We start from the raw sequence: 17,103 nt of genomic DNA, 5'->3' as shown, positions 1-17,103 counted from the left end.
TCAATCGCCCACTCTCTGCGTCTGCCGCTTCTGCTCGTAGGCCTGGCGCGCGGCGTTCACCTCCTCGCGCCCACTCACCTCCGGCACCGGTACATCCCACCAGTGGCCACCGGCCTCGGTCGAGATCAGCGGATCGGTCTCGATCACCACTACCGTCGTGCGCGGCGCATGCCTGGCGCGCTCCAGCGCCGTTTCAAGCTCGGCGATGGAGGCCGCGCGCTCGGCAATTGCGCCGAGGCTTGCGGCATGCGCGGCGAAGTCGATATCCGGCAGCATTTCGTGCCGCGTGTCTTTCAGCAGGTTGTTGAAGTTCGCGCTGCCGGTGCTCATCTGCAGCCGGTTGATGCAGCCGAAGCCGCGATTGTCGAGCAGCACGATGACGAGCTTCAGCCCGAGCATCACCGAGGTCGCGATCTCGGAGTTGAGCATCAGATAGGAGCCGTCGCCGACCATGACGACGACCTCCTGGTTAGGCCTCGCCATCTTCACGCCCAGCCCGCCCGCAATCTCGTAGCCCATGCAGGAGTAGCCATATTCGGCATGGTAGGAGCCCGGCGCGCCCGCCTGCCACAGCTTGTGCATCTCGCCCGGCAGGCCGCCGGCGGCATGAAGCACGGTCACACCGGAGCCCATGGCGCGCTGCACCGCCCCGATCACCTGCGCGTCGGACGGCAGGGCGGCGTTGCTGGCCGCCGTCGCCTTCGCCGCCATTGCCTGCCATTCGGCCTTGCCGGCCTTGGCGTTTTCCGTCCAGCTCGAAGGTGCGCGATGGCCGCCGAGCGCCGCCACCAGCTCCGCCAGCCCCTCGGCCGCATCCGCGACCAGCGGCAGCGCCCGGTGCTTGCCGGCGTCGAAGGCCTGCACGTTGAGCCCGATGATCGTCTTTTCGGGATTGCGGAACAGCGCCCAGGAGCCGGTGGTAAAATCCTGCAGCCGCGTGCCGACGGCAAGGATCACGTCGGCCTCCAGCGCCAGCCGGTTCGCGGCGGAGGTTCCAGTCACCCCCACCGCCGCCATGTTGAGCGGATGGGCGTCCGGCAGCGACGACTTTCCGCCCTGCGTCTCGCAGACAGGAATGCCGGTCGCCTCGGCAAGCTTCGCCAGTTCCGCCGACGCCCCGGAATAGAGCACACCGCCGCCGGCAACGATCAGCGGCTTCTTCGCCGCCTTGAGCGCGGCAGCCGCTTGGGCGACCTCGGCGCGGTCCGCCCGCGGCTTGCGCGGCCGCCAGTTGCGTTCCTCGAAGAAGCTTTCGGGAAAATCGTAGGCCTCGGCCTGCACGTCCTGGCACAGCGAAAGCGTCACCGGCCCGCATTCGGCCGGATCGGTCAGCACGGCCATCGCGCGCGACAGCGCCGGCACGATCTGCTCGGGCCGGGTGATGCGGTCGAAGTAGCGCGATACCGGCCGGAAGCAGTCGTTTGCCGACAAAGTGCCGTCGCCGAAATCCTCGACCTGCTGCAACACGGGATCGGGGATGCGATTGGCGAAGACGTCGCCCGGCAGGAGCAGCAGCGGCAGCCGGTTGACATGTGCCAACGCGCAGGCCGTCACCATGTTGGTCGCGCCGGGGCCGATGGACGAGGTGACCGCCATCATGCGACGGCGGAAATGCGCCTTGGCATAGGCGATCGCCGCATGCGCCATCGCCTGCTCGTTGTGGGCGCGAAACGTCGGCAGCTCGTCGCGCACATGATAGAGCGCCTCGCCCAGCGCCGCGACATTGCCATGGCCGAAGATCGCCCAGACGCCCCCGAAAAGCGGTACGCGCGCGCCGTCGATCTCGGTCTTCTGGCGGGCCAGGAACAGCGTCAGCGCCTGCGCCATGGTCAGGCGGATCGTCTTTCCCATCGTCTCCCTCCCCCTCATGCGGCCTTGCGGCCGCGCAGGGCAAGCCAGGCACGGGCCAGCCGGCCGAAACGAGTGGCCATGTCGGCTACCGCCGACGCATCCGAAATCTCGCCGGCGAACCACTTCTCCGCGGCGCTCATGAAAACGGTGCGCCCGACGGCGAAACCCTTCACCACCGGCACCTGCGCGCTTGCGATAAACGCCGCCTCCAGCTCGTCCATCGGCGCATCGAGCCCCAGCAGCACCACGCCCCGGCACCATGGATCGTTCTCAGCAATCACCGCACCGATCCCCTGCCATGCCGCGCTCGAAGCCTGCGGCTCCAGCTTCCACCAGTCGGGCTTGATGCCAATGTCGTGGAGTTCCTGCAGCGCACGCGGAACGGTGTCGTCTTCCAGCTTGCCATGCTTGCCGGCGATGATCTCGACCAGCAATTCGCGGCCAACGCTTCGCGCGGCCTCGAACAGGCGCAGCAGGCTCTGCTGCTGCTCGGCCTTCAGCTTCGGCGGGTCGTCCGGATGATAGAAGCACAGGCATTTGATGCAGTGGTCGACCGGCCAGCCGACGAGCTGCGCGCCGATGTCCTGGCTGAACTCGAAACGCAGCGGCCGCGAGCCGGGCAGCTCCACCGGCCGGCCGAGCCAGGAAAAGCCGTGGCGAGCAAAATCGAACATCGCCTCGCACCCATGCCTCTCGTCCAGCAGCATGCCAAAACCTTCGCGCCCGCCGGCGACCTCTGCCGCCGCCTTCACCGCCAGCCGCTTGAAGTGGCCGATCCGCGCCGGGTCCGCGCCGAGGCGGGCGGCCAGGTCTTCAAGCTGGACGCGATGGTCGATCGCCAGCGCCATCAGCGAGGGGATGTCGCGCCGGCGCGTCGTCGCCCAATGGATGTGGCTGAGCGCCTGGTCCTTGCGCAGCGCGCGCTCCTGGCTGCCATGCGCCAGGAAATATTGCAGCTCCTCGAAGGTCGGGATTTCGGGCGAACAAAGCAGCCGCGAGACGGCGAAGGCACCGCAGGCATTCGCCCAGGTGGCGCAGGTCTGCCAGTCCTCGCCGCCCAGCCAGCCGCGCAGCAGGCCCGACATGAAGGCGTCGCCCGCGCCCAGCACATTGTAGACCTCTATTGGGAAACCCTTGCCAATGATGCCGTCCTCGAGGTCATCAGGGATCGGCCCATCATAGACGATGCAGCCCATCGGCCCGCGCTTCAGCACCACGGTCGCGGCCGAAAGGGAGCGTATCATGCGCAGCGCGGGCAACAGCTCGCTCTCGCCCGACGCGATCAGCACCTCTTCTTCCGTGCCGACGATCAGGTCGCACGCGGCCAGAACCGACTTCATGCGCGCCGAGACTGAGTCCGAGGCGATGTAGCGGCTCTCGCCGGCCGCATGGCCGGCAAGGCCCCACAGGTTCGGCCGGTAGTCGATGTCGAGCACCACCTTGCCGCCTGTCGCCCGCATCAGTCGCATCGCCTTGCGCTGCGCCGCCTCGGTTCCAACGCGAGAAAAATGCGTGCCGGTCACCACCACCGCCCGCGCCGAGGCAATGAAGTCCTCTTCCACATCGTCCTCGCACAAGGCCATGTCGGCGCAGTTCTCGCGGTAGAACAAAAGCGGGAATTTCTTGTCGTTCTCGACCGAGAGGATGGCAAGCGCGGTCAGCCGCTCCGGGTCGGTCTTCAGCCCGGCCACCGAAACGCCCTCGCGCAGTATCTGCTCGCGGATGAAGCGGCCCATCTGCTCGTCGCCGACGCGGCTGAGCAGTGCCGATCTCAGCCCCAGCCGCGCCGTGCCGATGGCGATGTTGGCCGGGCAGCCGCCCACCGATTTCGCGAAGGAGGCGATGTCCTCCAGTCGCGAGCCGATCTGCTGGCCGTAGAGGTCCACGCCTGCGCGTCCGATGGCGATGACGTCCAGCGGCACCGGGGCCGCATCCTGATGATCCGGCATGGTCTCCTCCCAGGACCGGCAACCAACCTCGAGAGAAAACGGCAGGTTTCTCCCGGCAGTCAATAGAAAACATGCAAATCTATTCACGACCCAGCTATGTCACCGAAATCTTGTTCATTGCCCAGACGTTCGTTTTGCTAGACAGTTCGAATTCCGTATTCATGAGTTGATGTGATTGCCCTTGTAGAATCCACTCTATTCGCGGGTTGCCCATGACCTCTCTTCGCATCGGCGTCTTCGGCCTTGGCATGATCAGCCAGATCGAGCACGTGCCAAACCTTCTGAAGCTCAAGGACAAGTTCGAGATCGTAGCGGGCGCCGACCCCTCTCCGGCGGCGCGCTCCTTCATGGAGGAGCAGTTCGGCATGAAAACCTGCGCCGGCCTCGACGAACTGCTCAACGAGAAGCTGGACGCCCTGCTGGTGGCCTCGCCCGATTTCACCCATGTGACGGCGGTCAGGAAGGGGCTGGAGGCCGGCCTGCATGTCTTCACCGAAAAGCCGCTCGGCTATGGCTCGCAGGATTTCGCCGACCTGATCGCGCTGCGCGACGCCAAGAACCGCGTCGTGCAGGTCGGCTACATGAAGCGCTTCGATGCCAGCTACGAGATGGCCCTGCAGGAACTGCCCGGGGACGCCTCCAGGCTGCGCTATGTCGCGGTCGAGGTTAACGAGGCCGATGCCGCCTACCACACCGCGCAGCATCGGCAGCGCCAGACCGGCGACCTATCGGCCGAGGCGCTGGCGGCCGGCCGCGCCGCGGTGCTGGCGCAGACCGCGGCCGCACTTGGCCGCGAGGTCGACCCGCTAACCTTCAAGGGTTTCATCTCCGCCTACTCGTCCAGCATCGTGCATGACGTGAACATCGTGCACGGCATGCTCGATCATCTGGGCGTCGACGACCTCCAGCCGATTGGGGCGGAGATTTTTGCCGGGGGCGACGGCGGTGCCGGCATGGTGCGGATGAACAACGGCCACAGCCTGTGGCAGATGGTGCATGTGAAGGTGCCGAAGCTGGCCGACTACCGGGAGCGCGTGGCGTTCTATTTCGACGACTCCGTCATCGAGCTCGTCTTCCCGTCGCCTTATCTCAACCACCAGCAGACAGAGCTGATCGTGCAGCGGTCGACGGGACACAGGTTCGGGCGCAGTGTCCTGCGCAACGGCTATCAGGAAGCCTATATCCGTCAGATGGAAGGCTTCTGGTCGGCTGCCGTCGAAGGGACGAAGGTGCGCAATACGATCGAGCACGCCAGGAAGGACCAGGACCTGCTCTGCGATCTCGGCCGGCTTGCCGCCCGTCACCGCGACCCGGCCTGACTGAAGGGCTTCCAGCGCTGCCGGCGCGTGACCTGCCGAACCGCCTGCCCACAACCATATTCTGCCTGTAATTGAAGCGGTGCTTCTCCCTTTCTTGTGACCTTCCGTGCCGACAATTGCGCATGGAAGACCTCATTGATCGCTTTGCCTTGTCGAGAGCCGGAACGTCTGCGATGGAATTCGCGCTTCTGGCGCCGACCTTCATTCTGTTTTTCCTCGGCATGACCGCCTACGGCATCCATGTCGGGGCAAGTCACTCGGTCCAGCAGATCGCCGCTGAGGTGGCACGTGCGGCCATCTCCGGCCGCAGCGAAGCCGAGCGGCGTGCCCTGGCGGCCGACTTCGTCCGCTTCAATGCCGGCGGTTATTCTTTCGTCGATCCGCGGAAGCTGTCCGTCGAGGCGCGAGACCCCACCGGAGACGGAACGCGCTTCGTCGTTGCCGTCCGCTACGACGCGACCGCACTGCCGCTATGGAACCTGCTGAACGGCCTGCCGCTGCCCGGCAGGATCATCTCCCGCCAGTCGACCATCCGGATCGGAGGCATATGATGCGGTCTCCCGGGAGACAGGCGGCGAGAACACTTGCCAGGCGTTTCCTCTCCGGTACCTCGGGAAACATCGCTGTCCTGACCGCGTTGACGATGCCGGTGGCGATCGTGCTTGCGGCCATATCCGTCGACGAAGGCGCGCTCTACGCGGAGCGGCGCGAGGCGCAATCCCTGGTGGACCTCGCCGCCATCATGGCTGCGGCCAATCTCGACAGGATGGAGACTGCCGTTCTCTCGACTTTCCGTGACAACGGCATGCCCGACGTGACTGTTCTGCGCGCCGGCAGGCCCGTCGATACGGGCGATCTGCCGACGGTCACGATCATGCCCGGCCGCTATGTCGGATCTGCCGGCAAGGCAGTGGGCGCACGCTTCGAGGCCGGAGCAAAATCCTACAACGCCGTTCGCGTCACCCTCCGCAAGATGGGGACGCGCCATTTCGGCAACGCTCTCATGGGCTTCCCTGTCATCAACGCCCAGGCCACCGCGAGCGTTTCAACGCAGGCCGGAATTACTACCTCTGGTCGGTCCGCTTTGGTGCAGTAGCTCGCGTCAGCAGGGTGCTGGCTGCAAACCACCGTTCTCACACCGCTGCCCGTCCGCTGTAAGGAATACCAAGCCCCCCGCTACAAAGTTAGTCGATAACCGAGCCTGACCGGCAGGTTTCCCCCACGACCATTTTCGCCTTATGGTTGCAGTCGGCGATTACGTTATGTTTTAATCTTTCCGATAGGTTTCTTCTTGCAGGCACAAGCCTGCGCCCTCCACTCCGGTGGGTTTCCCTCAGCCCCTTCCGCCGCGCCCCCCGCAATCGGAAGGGGCTGACCCGCCGGAGCAGGAGCATGCCTTGCGGGTGAAAGCCATATCGGTCGTTCCCAGTCTTTTGGCTTTCACCCCGGCTGCCTGAACCTGCGCAGCCAGCATCGGCGCGGGCCTGACGCCCATCAGGCGCTGCGGCGCGCCCCGATCTGCCGGTCGAGCCACTCCGGGTCCATCTCCGGAACGGACTCCAGCAACCGTTTGGTGTAGTCGTTCGCCGGGGCGGAAAACACCGTGCCCACCGGCCCCTGCTCGACAACCCGCCCCTGCTGCATCACCACCACCTCGTCGGCCACCGCCTTCACGGTCGCAAGGTCGTGGGTGATAAACATCAGGGCCAGGTCGAACTCCTTCTGCACGCGCGCCAGCAGCTTCAGGATTCCGGCCGCGACCAGTTGGTCGAGGGCAGACGTCACCTCGTCGCAGATGATGAATTTCGGCTCCGCCGCCAGCGCCCTGGCAATGCCGATGCGCTGCTTTTGGCCGCCGGAAAGCTCGGTCGGTCGGCGGTCGATATAGGTCTTCGGGTCCAGCTCGATCTGGTCGAGCAAGGCGTGGATGCGCTCTTCCTTCGCGCGCCCCTTCAGGCCGAGATAGAACTCGACCGGGCGACCGATGATGTCGCGAATGGTCTGGCGCGGGTTCAGCGCCGTGTCGGGCATCTGATAGATCATCTGGACGTGGCGCAGGTCGTCGCGGCCGCGTGCCAGATAGCCGGGCGCCAAAGCGCGGCCCTCGAAACGGACCTCGCCGCGTGTGGGCTGCAGCAGGCCGCTGATGACGCGCGCGACCGTCGACTTGCCCGATCCGGACTCGCCGACCACAGCCACGGTGCGGCCGCTATGGATGTCGAAGGAAACGTCGTGCAGCACCTTGGCCGAGCCATAGGCCGCATCCACGCCGCACAGGGAAACCACGGGCGTCGCGCCGGCATCGCTCGGCGCCTCCGCCTCGCGCGCCAGCGTGCGCACGGCCCAGAGCGACTTCGTGTAGTCCTCGCGCGGGGCGGCAAGCATGGTGCGGGTCTCGGCCACCTCGACCAGGCGCCCGTTCTTCAGCACCATGATGCGGTCAGCCATCTGCGCCACCACCGCCAGATCGTGGCTGATGTAGATCGCGGCCGTGCCGAACTGCTCGACGATGTTGCGGATCGCCGCCAGCACCTCGACCTGGGTGGTGACGTCAAGCGCCGTCGTCGGCTCGTCGAAGATGATCAGGTCGGGCCGACAGGCCATCGCCATCGCGGTCATGGTTCGCTGCAGCTGGCCGCCCGACACCTGGTGCGGATAGCGGAAGCCGATCTCGTTAGGCGTCGGCAGGCGCATTTTGGTGTAGAGCTCGATCGCGTCGGCCTGGGCCTCGGCGGAGGTCATCACCCCCTTCACCACCGGCACCTCGCAATGCTGCTGGATAAGCCGGTAGGCCGGATTGAACGACGCGGCCGCCGACTGGGCCACATAGGCAATACGCTTGCCGCGCAGGTCCTGGCGCACGCGCTCCCCGCAGCCGACCAGATCAAGCCCGTCAAAGCGGATCGACCCCGACACGATGCGGCATCCGTCGCGGGTGTAGCCCATGGAGGCAAGCCCCAACGTCGACTTGCCCGCGCCGGACTCGCCGATGAGGCCGAGCACCTCGCCACGATGCAGGTCGAGGTCGATGCTGTCGACCAGCCTCGTCCAGCCGTTCGACGACCTGCCCTCGATGGAAAGGTCGCGGATCGTGAGCAACAGCGAATTGGTCTTCTGGCCGCCGTCCATCATTCAGTCCTTCAATCCGCTGGAGCGATGCAGCATCCAGTCGACGACGAAATTGACCGATACGGTCAGGAGGGCGATCGCCGCCGCCGGCAGCAGCGGGGTGATGTCGCCGAACGAGATCAGGGTCGCGTTTTCCTTCAGCATCGAGCCCCAGTCGGCCGTCGGCGGCTGGATGCCCAGGCCGAGGAAGGACAGCGCCGCGATGAACAGGAACACGAAGCAGAAGCGCAGGCCGAATTCGGCGACCAGCGTGGAGGCGATGTTGGGCAGCACCTCCTTCACCACCAGCCAGCCCAGCCCCTCGCCGCGCAGGCGGGCGGCCTCAATGTAGTCCATGACCACCACCGACTGCGCCGAAGCCCGCGCGAGCCGGAACACCGGGGCGACATAGATGAGGGCGATCACGAAGATCATGCTGGCGATCGACGCGCCGACGATGGTCAGCAGCATCAGCGCCAGGATCAGCGAGGGGATCGCCATGATGATATCGATGATGCGCGACAGGATGCGATCGACGAGACCGCCAAGCACCGCCGCCACGATGCCCAGCACCGAACCGATGCCGAAGGCGATCGCGGTCGCCAGCAAGGCCAAGCCCACCGTGTTGCGGGTGCCGAAGACGAGCCGCGAGAACATGTCGCGCCCGAGATTGTCGGTGCCGAGCAGGAACGCCTCGCTCCACGGCTCGTATTGCGCGCCGACGATCTGGGTTTCGCCATAAGGGGCGATCAGCGGCGCAAAGACGGCGACCAGCGCCATCGTCGCAATCACAGCCATGCCGAACCAGGCGGTCGGCGGGGCACTCTTCAACGTCTGCAAGAAATCCCTCATCGTCCTGCCCTCAGCGCTGGTTCATCAGTCTTGGATTGGTGACGATCGACAGGATGTCGGCCAGCAGGTTGAGCAGGATGTAGGCGGCGGCGAAGACGAGGCCGACCGACTGCACCACCATCACGTCACGGTTCGTCACCGCGTCGACGAGAAGCTGCCCGAGCCCCGGATAGACGAACACCACCTCCACCACCACCACGCCCACGACCAGATAGGCGAGGTTGAGCGCGACCACGTTGATGATCGGGGCCAGCGCGTTCGGCAGGGCGTGGAAGAGCACGACGCGCAGCCGGCTCAGGCCCTTGAGCCGGGCCATCTCGACATAGGGGCTGGCCAGCACGTTGATGATCGCCGCGCGCGTCATGCGCATCATGTGGGCAATCACCACCAGCATCAGCGTCAGCGCCGGCAGGAACGAGCGATAGAGCATTTCGGCCAGCGACATCTCCGCGTCGATGCTGGAGATCGCCGGGAACAGCGCGACCCGCACCGCCAGAAACAGCACGAGCACATAGGCCACGAAGAATTCCGGCAGGGATACCCAGGTGAGCGCGACCACGTTGCACAGCCGGTCGAAGATCGAGTTGCGGTAGAGCGCGGCCATGACGCCGAGGAACAGCGCGGTGGGAACCGAGATCGCCGCGGCGAAGCTGGCCAGGAAAAGCGTGTTCTTGAGCCGCACGGCCAGAAGGTCCGAGATCGGCCGGCCATTGGCCAGCGAGTTGCCGAACTCGCCATGCGCCACTCCCGCAAGCCAGTGCAGGTAGCGATAGACCGCCGGCTGATCCAGACCCAGCTCCCTGCGGAACGCGGCAACCGTCTCAGGCGTGGCCGACTGGCCGAGGATCTGCTGGGCAAGGTCGCCCGGCAAAAGCTCGACGCCGACGAAGATGAGCGCCGACACCACAATCAGCGTCACAAGCCCCAGCGCCAGGCGCTCGCCCACGAGGATCCAGATTTTTCCCATACAGCCTCCCAGCCGAGAACGGACGGGCAATACCCTCCCCCGTCAGTCGTCGCAATGCCGGGGCGCTTTCCTCAGCACCCCGGCATTGCCTGTCAAAGACCCTTAGGCCATCCACCAGCGCTCGACGAAGCGCAGGCTGTCGAGGTTCCACTGCTCGCTGAGCTCGCCGTGCTGGACCTCGTCGCGCAGGGCGAAGACATACTGGCCGAACATCGGGATCAGCGCCCCGCCGTCATCGCGGCACAGGAGCTGCATTTCCGAATACATCTCAGCGCGCTTGGCCTGGTCGGTCTCGGCGCGGGCCTCCAAGAGCAGCGCGTTGAAGCGCTCGTTCTGCCACTTGGTGTCGTTCCACTCCGCGTCCTTCGAATAGCCGGCGGTGAACATCCAGTCCGGCGTCGGGCGACCGCCCCAGTAGCTGGTGCAGAAGGGCTTCACGAGCCAGACGTTCGACCAGTAGCCGTCGCTCGGCTGACGCACGACCTCGATGTTGATGCCGGCCTTCTTGGCCTGCTCGGAATAGAGCAGCGAAGCGTCGACCGCGCCCTCGAAGGCCGCCTCGGAGGTGAAGAGCTGCACGTCCAGCGAGGAGAGGCCGGCCTCCTTCAGGTAGAAGCGGGCCTTGTCCGGGTCATAGGCGCGCTGCTCGATGCTCGCGTCGAAGAACGGCATGGACTTGGCGACCGGATGGTCGTTGCCGACCGTGCCGTAGCCGCGCAGGATCTTGTCGACCAGCTCTTCGCGGTCGATCGCGTGCTTCAGCGCCAGGCGGACATTCTGGTTGTCGTAGGGCGCGGTATTCACATGCATGGGCATGGTGTAGTGCAGCGTGCCCGAGGTCGTCTCGACGCGCACGCCCGGCGCGCGCTTCAGAAGATGGATGGTCTTGAGGTCCGGCCGGTCGATGACGTGCACCTGCCCGGTCATCAGCGCGTTCATGCGGGCCGCAGTGTCGGCGATCGTGGTGATCTCGATCTGCTCGAAATGGGCGCGGCCTTCCTTCCAGTAGCCGTCGCGACGCTTCAGGCGGATGCGCACGCCCGGCTCGAAGCTCTCAACCGTGTAGCCGCCGGTGCCGATCTGGCTCATCGGATCGATCTTGCCGTCGACCGCCTGCTTCACGCACAGATGGTAGTCGGCAAAGATGTAGGGGAAGTCGGCATTGCCGGTGGTCAGGGTGAAGACGATGGTGTGGTCGTCCGTCGCCTTCATCTCCTCGATCTGGGCGAGCACCGGCTTGACCGCCGACTTGGAATCCTCGCCGCGATGGTAGTCGATCGAGGCCAGCACGTCCGCCGAGGTCAGCTTCTTGCCGTCCGAGAATTCTACGTCCTTGCGCAGCTTGAAGGTCCACACCTTCGCGCCCGGCTCCGGCTCGAAGCTTTCGGCCAGCTCCGGATCGATCCGGCCGCCAGGGCCGAATTCGGTCAGGTGGTTGAAGACCGCATAGTTGGTCACGAACATGAAGTCGTTGTTGTAGGTCGCCGGATCGAAGGAATCCGAGGTCGAGCCTTGCAGGAAGCCGACCTTCAGCGTGCCGCCCTTCTTCGGCGTCGCGGCCTGGGCCTGGTCGAAGGCAGACGAGGCCAGCGAGAGGCCGGCGCCGAACGCCAGCGCGCCGGTCATGAAGCCGCGCCGGTCGATCTGCCCCCCGATCAGGGAGCGTTTCAGTGCTTCAATGTGGTCTTTCATCCGTTCCTCCTACTTCGAAAAGATACTGCAGAGCCCGGTCAATGCCGGATCGTGATCGCCTTCGTGCGCACATAAGCCTCGATGCCTTCGAGGCCCTTCTCGCGTCCGAAGCCCGATTTCCTGTTGCCGCCGAAGGGCACTTCCACGCCCCCGGCCCAATAATCGTTGATGGTGACCTGCCCGGCATCGATGGCACGGGCAAGGCGAAGCGCCTCGCTGATGTCACGGGTGTAGATGCCCGCGACGAGCCCATATTCGGTGCCGTTCGCCGCCGCTATGGCTTCATCCGCTCCATCCACAACCTGTACGGCGAGCACCGGCCCGAAGATCTCCTCCTGCACTGCCGGGTCGTCGCACGGCAGGCCATCGATGATCGTCGGCTCGTAGAACCAGCCGGCGCCCGTCTCCGGATCGGTCACAGGCTTGCCGCCGGTCAGGATCGAGCGGCCGCGCTGGCGTGCCGCCTCGACATGTGCGTGGACCCGACCGAGATGGGCCTCCGAATTGAGGGCGCCCACGTCGGGTCCCTTCAGGCCGTGCCCTAGCCTGAGTGCTCGCGCCTTCTGCACGAGTTTTTCCAGAACCTCTGAGTGAATCTTCCGGTCGATGACCAGGCGCGAGCCCGCCGAGCAGATCTGGCCGGCATTGGAAAAGATCGCCCACAGCGCGCCATCGACCACCTTGTCGACATCGCTGTCGGCGAGCGCCACCAGCGGCGACTTGCCGCCGAGCTCCAAAGTCAGCTGCGTCACGTTCGGCGCTGCGGCCTGCATGACGCCGACGCCAGTCCGCACCGACCCGGTGAAGGTGACATGCGCAATCGACGGGTGGCGCACCAGCGCCGCACCCGCGTCGACGCCAAGGCCGGTCACGACATTGACCACGCCTGCCGGCACGCCCGCCTCGTGCAGCCACCCCGCCAGCACCAGCGCCGTGAACGGCGTGGTCTCGGCCGGCTTCGCAACGACGGCGCATCCGGCCGCCAGCGCCGGCGCAATGCCGCGCGCGAAGGTCGAAGTGGGATAGTTCCACGGAATGATCTGCGCGGTGATGCCTACCGGCTCGCGCTCGGTCCAGCTCGACAGGCCGGCTCCCAGCGGAATGGAACGGCCTTCGAGCTTGTCGGCGGCACCGGCGTAATATTCGAACAGCCGGGCGCAGGAGCGCACGTCACCGCGCGCCTCGTCCAGCGTCTTGCCCGAATCGAGCGACTCCAGGACGCTCAGATATTCGGCGCGCTCGCGTATCAGCATCGCGGCGCGGTTGAGCACGCGGCAGCGCTCGGCGGGCGCTGTGTCGCGCCACACGGCCAGCCCCTTCTCGGCCGCCTCTACAGCCCTGAAGACATCCTCGGCCTTGCCGGCGCTGAAGCGGGCGAAGGCCCGCGCCGAGCCCGGATCGAAGCTTTCAATCGTCTCGCCATCACTGCCGGCGACGAATTTTCCGCCGATGAAATGGCCTTCAGGGAGGCCCGGCAGGGTCCCCGTCTCGAAATACGTCCTTGCGAGTTCGGCGGCGTCGTTGATCATGCCGCAAGCTCGCTCTGTTGATAGGTGGACTTCGCCAGCCACTCGGGGCTGATCTCGATGCCCCAGCCCGGACGGTCGGTCACGGTGACCATGCCGTCGGTCACCTCATAGGGATATTCGGTGAACAAGCCCTCCTGCCAGGGGTAGTAGTCCGGCCCCTCGATGGAGAACTCGAGATACTTGCCGGCGTTGGGAATCGCGCGCAGCAGATGCATGGTGAACAGCGTCACCAAGCCCAGGTTTGCCGCATGAGGCGTGCAGGGCAGGCCGGCCGCCTCACCCATGCGAGCCACCTGAAGCGTGCGCGCCATGCCGCCGAGGTAGAGGACGTCGGGCTGAATGATGTCTACCGCGCGCATGGCGATCATGCGCTGCCAATGCTGCATGTCGTAGTCCTGTTCGCCGCCCGTGACATCGAGCGTCAGCGCCTGGGTCACCTCGCGCGTCTGCTCCATCTCCCAGTACGGGCACGGCTCCTCGAAGTGCTCGACGCCGTTCTGCTCCAGCATCCGGCCCACTTCGATGGCGCGGGCGGGGGAATAGCAGGAGTTGGCGTCCACCAGCAGTGCGACATCGGACCCCAGCGCCTTGCGGATCGCCGGAACGATGGCCTCGGTGCGCCCTTCCCATTCGTCGCGGTCATGGCCGCATTCCGACCCGATCCGGAACTTGAAGGCGTCGAAGCCGTGCGCGTCGCGCAAGCGCAGGAAACGCTCGACCTCGTCCTCCGGCGTGATGTCGCGGCGCATGGAGGACGCATAGGCGCGCAGCTTGCCCGGCGTTCCGCCGATCAGCGCCGCCACCGGCTTCCCTTCCAGGCGGCCGCGCAGGTCCCACGCCGCCGTGTCGAGGCCGGACATCGCGCGATAGAGATAGGAGCAGGAGAACTTGTGCTCGCGCTCCGGGATCTCGCGCAGCAGCGCATCGAGATGCAGCACGCTGCGACCCAGCGCCCACGGCGCTATCTGGCGCTGGAACACCGTCGCGGTGATGTCGGAATTGTAGGTCGACAGCTGTCCCCAGCCGATCGAACCGTCCTCCGCGGTGAGGCGGACGAAGCCGACATATTCGTTGGTGAAGGTCTCAAGCTTGCGAATTTTCAACGGAACAACTCACTCGATGCGAAAGTGGATCAAACCGGCCGTTACGACCGGTCGCGCAGGATCAGGCTCGAAGCCCGGTGCGCCAGCATGATCGTCGGGGCATTGGTGTTGCCCGACGTGACATTGGGAAAGACGGAAGCGTCGACGACCCTGAGGCCGTCTACGCCGAAGACCTTGAGGTTGGAGTCGACCACCGCGGAGGTTTCGTCGCGACCCATCCGGCAGGTCGCCACCGGGTGGAAGACGCTGCCGCAGCGCTCGCGGAAATCCTCCAATATGCCGCCGTCGTCGAGCTTCTCGATGTCCGGCGCCATGGCCTCCTTGGCGAAGGCGCGGATCGCGGGCGTGCGCGCCATGCGCTGGATCAGCCGGCCGCCGGCCACGACGTCCTCGAGATCCTTGCGCGTTGACAGGTAGTTCGGAACGATCCGCGGTGCAGCCGCCGGATCGTTCGAGCGGATGTCGATCCGGCCCCGGCTGGTCGGCCGCGCCGGCTGGAATGACAGGATGAAGCCCGGCCACGGATCGGGATTGATGATCGGCCGCTTGTCGCTCGGCGCGGTCGTGTAGGTGACCGGGTTGAGGTAGAGCTGCTGGTCGGGCCTCTCGAGCCCCTCGCGGGAGCGCACGAAACCGCCGCACTGGTTCACGCTGAGGCTGAGCGGCCCGCGCCGCGCGAGCACGTAGCGCATGCCCTGGAGCAGCTTGCCCCACCATGGCGACAGCGTCGTATTCAGGGTCGGCTCGGTCGCCTTGTAATAATAGTTGATGCCGAGATGGTCCTGGAGATTGCCGCCAACATTGTCGTTGGCGCGAACGATCTCGATGCCCATTTCCTGCAGTAGCGCGCCGGGGCCCAGGCCCGAAAGCTGCAGCAGCTTGGGAGAATTCACGGAGCCGGCGCTGACGATTACTTCCTTGCGGGCGCGGAACGTCTGCCGCCCGCTCGGCAGCATCACCGAAACTCCGGTCGCGCGCTGCCCCTCGATCGCGATACGTTCCACCATGGCCTTGGTGACGAGCCTGACGTTGCGCCGCTTCAGCGCCGGGCGCAGGAAGGCGTCGGCTGCGGACCAACGGCGGCCACCCTTCGTATTGATGCGGTAGTGCGTGACGCCCTCGGGCTCGGGCCCGTTGCAGTCTTCGGTGACGGGAAGCCCCATCTCGCGGGCCATCGCGAAATAGTGCCGGTTGGAGGGGTGGATGTCCCGCCGCACATTGGTCACGTAGAGCGGGCCGTTGCCGCTGACCGAACCGTCCTCGCCGATGCGGCGCTCGACCGCCTCGTAATGCGGACGCACGTCGTCCCAGCCCCAGCCCTCGGCGCCCGCGGCCTTCCAGTCCTCGAAGTCGGTCGGCATTCCGCGGCAGTAGATCAGGGCGTTGATGGAGCTCGAGCCGCCGATGACCTTGCCGCGCGGCCAATAGCTCTCGCGGCCGCCCGTCTCCGGGTCGGCCTCGGTCCGATACATCCAGTTGATGCGCGGGTCGAAGAAGGTGCGGCCATAGCCGATCGGCATCTTGATCCAGAAATTGAGATCCGAGCCGCCGGCCTCCAGCACCAGAACGCTGCTCGAGCCATCGCGCGACAGGGCTTCGGCCACGACGCATCCCGCCGAACCGGCACCTACGACGATATAGTCATATTCCTCCAACGCCGAACCTTTCCGCTCGATCAGATCGCCATCCTCTGCGCAGCCTCCAGCGACTCGATGCCGGCGCCACCCAGGGGGCGCGGGCCGTCAGCCGCCGCTCCTCGTGGTGGGGAAGCCGCATGGCGATCGTGAAGGAATATCGCGGGAGGCTTTGCAACAAGTCAAACAAAGCATTAATGCCTTAAGGCCCCATTTTTTTTGAAGCTTGAGAGGTTCCAGTCGTGTCGGTTTCGCTCCCTCCCCTGCAGTGGCTGCGCGCCTACGAGGCCGCCGCGCGGCGCTCCAGCTTCTCGGCGGCGGCCGCAGAGCTGAACCTGACCCCGGCCGCGATCAGCCATCAGGTCCGCTCGCTGGAAGAACGGCTCGGCTTCCAGCTTTTCGAGCGGCTGGCGCGCGGCCTCCGGCTCACCGACATCGGCCGGGCCTACCTGCCAAGCGTGCGCAAGGCCTTCGACGAGCTGACGATTTCCACCGTGGGGCTGTTCGGCGCCGACCACGAAAGCCACATCACGGTGCGCGCGCCCGTACTGTTCGCGGCCAACTGGCTCGCGCCGCGGCTGCCGAAATTCTACGCCGCCTTTCCTCACATCAAGCTCAGGATCCTGACCGCGGTCTGGGCGGAATCCACCACCGCCGTCGACGTCGACATCCGCTTCGGCGACGGGCAATGGGGCGATTTCGAGGTGCGCCCGCTCTTGCACGAGCCGTCCATCGTCGTGGCCCGCAACGACGTGGAGCTGCCGGAGGGAGACGACCGTCAAAAACTACTGGCGCTGCTCGACCACGGCGTCGTCCACATCATGGGCTGCGAGGACCGCTGGACGAAGCTGTTGCGCAAACACCGGATCACGGACCGCAAGGTGCGGGTGAGTACGATGACCGACAACTCGCTGTTCGCCATCGAACTCACGTCAGCCGGGCTCGGTCCATGCATCGTGCAACGGGGCTATGCCGAGCCCTTCCTGCGCCAGCGCAGCCTGTTCAGCCCGCTGGCCGAAGGCATCGACATCGATGAGGCGCATTACATCCTGACCGCCCGCTCGGCCGAGCGCACGAATCCCGAAGCCGTCATCTTCCG

The 17,103-nt window shown here is 65.8% G+C and carries 13 protein-coding genes; 4 read left to right on the top strand and 9 right to left on the bottom strand.

Annotated elements, in window-relative coordinates:
* Together iolD and iolC are read right to left on the bottom strand one after the other, a co-directional pair.
* Entirely contained in the window at nucleotides 1–1,851 is a 1,851-nt protein-coding gene (iolD, locus tag ABLE85_RS16260) for a 3D-(3,5/4)-trihydroxycyclohexane-1,2-dione acylhydrolase (decyclizing) (RefSeq protein ID WP_348793761.1), read from the bottom strand.
* Between the two features lie 14 nt (nucleotides 1,852–1,865).
* Nucleotides 1,866–3,800 carry a 5-dehydro-2-deoxygluconokinase gene (gene iolC / locus ABLE85_RS16255; RefSeq protein ID WP_348793760.1) on the bottom strand — a complete coding sequence of 645 codons (1,935 nt, stop codon included), beginning with the start codon at nucleotides 3,798–3,800 and terminating at the stop codon, nucleotides 1,866–1,868.
* 212 nt (nucleotides 3,801–4,012) lie between these two features.
* Between iolC and ABLE85_RS16250 the strand changes: the two genes are divergently transcribed.
* From ABLE85_RS16250 to ABLE85_RS16240, 3 genes are all read left to right on the top strand, one after another.
* Entirely contained in the window at nucleotides 4,013–5,119 is a 1,107-nt protein-coding gene (locus tag ABLE85_RS16250) for a Gfo/Idh/MocA family oxidoreductase (RefSeq protein WP_348793759.1), read from the top strand.
* Between the two features lie 173 nt (nucleotides 5,120–5,292).
* Nucleotides 5,293–5,670, top strand: coding sequence for a TadE/TadG family type IV pilus assembly protein (locus tag ABLE85_RS16245; RefSeq protein WP_348793758.1), 378 nt, complete (start codon nucleotides 5,293–5,295; stop codon nucleotides 5,668–5,670).
* The gene (locus tag ABLE85_RS16240) at nucleotides 5,670–6,215 is read left to right on the top strand and encodes a pilus assembly protein TadG-related protein (RefSeq protein ID WP_348793757.1); all 546 of its coding nucleotides are present in this window, start codon (nucleotides 5,670–5,672) and stop codon (nucleotides 6,213–6,215) included. Before ABLE85_RS16245 ends, ABLE85_RS16240 begins: the two co-directional genes overlap by 1 nt.
* Before the next feature lie 398 nt (nucleotides 6,216–6,613).
* On the opposite strand, the gene ABLE85_RS16235 is transcribed toward ABLE85_RS16240, so the two are convergent.
* The 7 genes from ABLE85_RS16235 to ABLE85_RS16205 all read right to left on the bottom strand — a co-directional run bounded on the left by ABLE85_RS16235 (nucleotide 6,614) and on the right by ABLE85_RS16205 (nucleotide 16,025).
* Entirely contained in the window at nucleotides 6,614–8,251 is a 1,638-nt protein-coding gene (locus ABLE85_RS16235; protein ID WP_348793756.1) for an ABC transporter ATP-binding protein, read from the bottom strand.
* Nucleotides 8,252–9,067 carry an ABC transporter permease gene (locus ABLE85_RS16230; RefSeq protein WP_348793755.1) on the bottom strand — a complete coding sequence of 272 codons (816 nt, stop codon included), beginning with the start codon at nucleotides 9,065–9,067 and terminating at the stop codon, nucleotides 8,252–8,254.
* 22 nt (nucleotides 9,068–9,089) lie between these two features.
* Nucleotides 9,090–10,046 carry an ABC transporter permease gene (locus tag ABLE85_RS16225; protein WP_348793754.1) on the bottom strand — a complete coding sequence of 319 codons (957 nt, stop codon included), beginning with the start codon at nucleotides 10,044–10,046 and terminating at the stop codon, nucleotides 9,090–9,092.
* Nucleotides 10,047–10,148: 102 nt separating this feature from the next.
* Nucleotides 10,149–11,738, bottom strand: a complete 1,590-nt coding sequence (locus ABLE85_RS16220; RefSeq protein ID WP_348793753.1) for an ABC transporter substrate-binding protein — start codon at nucleotides 11,736–11,738, stop codon at nucleotides 10,149–10,151.
* 38 nt (nucleotides 11,739–11,776) lie between these two features.
* Nucleotides 11,777–13,267 (bottom strand): aldehyde dehydrogenase family protein, encoded by a 1,491-nt coding sequence (locus ABLE85_RS16215; RefSeq protein ID WP_348793752.1) that lies wholly within the window; start codon nucleotides 13,265–13,267, stop codon nucleotides 11,777–11,779.
* Nucleotides 13,264–14,370 carry a mandelate racemase/muconate lactonizing enzyme family protein gene (locus ABLE85_RS16210; protein WP_348793751.1) on the bottom strand — a complete coding sequence of 369 codons (1,107 nt, stop codon included), beginning with the start codon at nucleotides 14,368–14,370 and terminating at the stop codon, nucleotides 13,264–13,266. The genes ABLE85_RS16215 and ABLE85_RS16210 overlap by 4 nt, the downstream gene beginning before the upstream one ends.
* Before the next feature lie 41 nt (nucleotides 14,371–14,411).
* Nucleotides 14,412–16,025, bottom strand: a complete 1,614-nt coding sequence (locus ABLE85_RS16205; RefSeq protein ID WP_348793750.1) for a GMC family oxidoreductase N-terminal domain-containing protein — start codon at nucleotides 16,023–16,025, stop codon at nucleotides 14,412–14,414.
* A gap of 221 nt (nucleotides 16,026–16,246) precedes the next feature.
* On the opposite strand from ABLE85_RS16205, the gene ABLE85_RS16200 reads away from it, so the two are divergent.
* A partial coding sequence (locus ABLE85_RS16200) for a LysR substrate-binding domain-containing protein (RefSeq protein ID WP_348793749.1) occupies nucleotides 16,247–17,103 on the top strand: 857 nt, incomplete at its 3' end.

Origin of the sequence: Mesorhizobium sp. KR1-2, assembly GCF_040045035.1 — a bacterium.
In the GTDB taxonomy this organism is placed as follows: domain Bacteria; phylum Pseudomonadota; class Alphaproteobacteria; order Rhizobiales; family Rhizobiaceae; genus Pseudaminobacter.
This window is presented reverse-complemented; position numbering and strand designations above follow the sequence as displayed.

Bases quoted from the DNA above. Each gene is read 5' to 3' on its own strand.
- ABLE85_RS16215 (WP_348793752.1), bottom strand. From the start codon at position 13,267: ATGATCAACGACGCCGCCGAACTCGCAAGGACGTATTTCGAGACGGGG.
- ABLE85_RS16250 (WP_348793759.1), top strand. From the start codon at position 4,013: ATGACCTCTCTTCGCATCGGCGTCTTCGGCCTTGGCATGATCAGCCAG.
- ABLE85_RS16235 (WP_348793756.1), bottom strand. From the start codon at position 8,251: ATGATGGACGGCGGCCAGAAGACCAATTCGCTGTTGCTCACGATCCGC.
- iolD (WP_348793761.1), bottom strand. From the start codon at position 1,851: ATGGGAAAGACGATCCGCCTGACCATGGCGCAGGCGCTGACGCTGTTC.
- ABLE85_RS16245 (WP_348793758.1), top strand. From the start codon at position 5,293: ATGGAATTCGCGCTTCTGGCGCCGACCTTCATTCTGTTTTTCCTCGGC.
- iolC (WP_348793760.1), bottom strand. From the start codon at position 3,800: ATGCCGGATCATCAGGATGCGGCCCCGGTGCCGCTGGACGTCATCGCC.
- ABLE85_RS16220 (WP_348793753.1), bottom strand. From the start codon at position 11,738: ATGAAAGACCACATTGAAGCACTGAAACGCTCCCTGATCGGGGGGCAG.
- ABLE85_RS16240 (WP_348793757.1), top strand. From the start codon at position 5,670: ATGCGGTCTCCCGGGAGACAGGCGGCGAGAACACTTGCCAGGCGTTTC.
- ABLE85_RS16225 (WP_348793754.1), bottom strand. From the start codon at position 10,046: ATGGGAAAAATCTGGATCCTCGTGGGCGAGCGCCTGGCGCTGGGGCTT.